This window comes from Vibrio sp. 1731, from assembly GCF_033339955.1.
GTDB lineage: Bacteria > Pseudomonadota > Gammaproteobacteria > Enterobacterales > Vibrionaceae > Vibrio > Vibrio alginolyticus.
Window position 1 is genome coordinate 1 of sequence record NZ_JAWOVO010000090.1, and the last position, 1,341, is coordinate 1,341.

1 protein-coding gene and 1 pseudogene are annotated in these 1,341 nt (G+C 44.3%); both read right to left on the reverse strand.

The genetic code is table 11. The annotated features are described in order from the left end of the window. Positions 1-332, reverse strand: a pseudogene (locus R7035_RS25375) (hypothetical protein); the annotation flags it as partial. Next, positions 329-1,237, reverse strand: coding sequence for a site-specific integrase (locus tag R7035_RS25380; RefSeq protein WP_318146339.1), 909 nt, complete (start codon positions 1,235-1,237; stop codon positions 329-331). The gene R7035_RS25380 and the pseudogene R7035_RS25375, both read right to left, overlap by 4 nt. Positions 1,238-1,341: the final 104 nt, after the last annotated feature.

Sequence of the window (1,341 nt, forward strand, 5' to 3'; positions counted from 1 at the left end):
CCTTGGTATTCTCGTTTTATGTTTTCGATCTCTTTCGTTTTTTTAGCTAATTCTTTCTTAGCTTTGAGTAACGACTCATCTGCGAATGTGCGAATGCCGTTGTAAATTAAACCTAAAATGAACGCTGTCATGAGGCTAAACAAGAATATGTAAACCCATGATTGCCATTGGTACCAGAGCGTTTTTGCGCCTTGTGCTAGTAAAATAGGACCATTTGAGTTGGATAAGTCTACTAACCAAATCGTGCTATCGGGAGTTAGAAAATCAAGAAATGGTGCTGCAAAAAGCAATACCAATCCCACAACAATTACCGTCAAAAATCCCCAAATCATCGTAGGTATACCTCTGTAATATCGGGGCGGAAATGCCCTAGCTCTTGAGAAATAATCGTCATGACATCGATACGCTCAAAGTGGTTAGCCAGTTGTTCGTAGCGGTTTTGTGCGTAGCTATGGCGTAAGCCGTGTGCTCCGTTGGAGTACCCAAGAGCGCGAGAACTCGCTTTGCTGAACGCATCAGAGAATTTGTGTCCACCGGCTATGTTGTAGTGCGATTCGTAATTCACACCTCTGTCCGATATTTGCTGCGGCATATCGAGTCTGCGTTCTTCTAACTTTTCTGCTAAATGGTTGGGGATTTGCACTTCACGAATAAGACCGCCTTTCCCGTTAACTGTGTAGGTTTTTGACTCATTGGGGAGGTGGGCAAATTTATTTGGGTGTACGTCCCGTGGGCTTGGATTCACTTCACCAGAAGGTCGTAGGGAGAGCAGCTCGTGAGCGCGTAGACCTGATTCATGACAAAGTTGTGTGGAGAGTGCGTGTTGCTCGGTTTGATGCTGAATGATCGCATTGACCTGTTCTGGCGTGTAAGAACGAGAGTTTTCAATAGTTTCTTTTTTAGATGTAGGAAGCTCTTTGGGTGGGTATAGTGTTTGATTGGGTTCTAACTTATGTGTGACATGCTGCATCATTGTTTGTATTGCCTGACGATCCATGTCGATTGTGCTTTGTTTACATTCGTGAGCGCGTAACTCTATGTAGTTTTTTGCTTGTTCTGGGGTTAGTTCTCTTAGAGAGCCAAGCTTGAACTCTTTCAGATAATCGCAACAGGTTTTCAATGCTTGTTCGTAGTTCCTCGCCGTTCCCACCGATTCTATGGCATTACCTTTCCCCTGCATTTCTTTCATGACAGAAGCGGCTTGTTTTTCTGATTTTGCGAAGTGCCCTTTAGCCATTGCGTGTTACTCCGATGGAATGGATATATCGGAGGATGGTACTGCGAGCTGCATATTGCTTGTGTTCAGTTTGGAGGTGCAGAGCAATCAGTTCTAAAGATGCG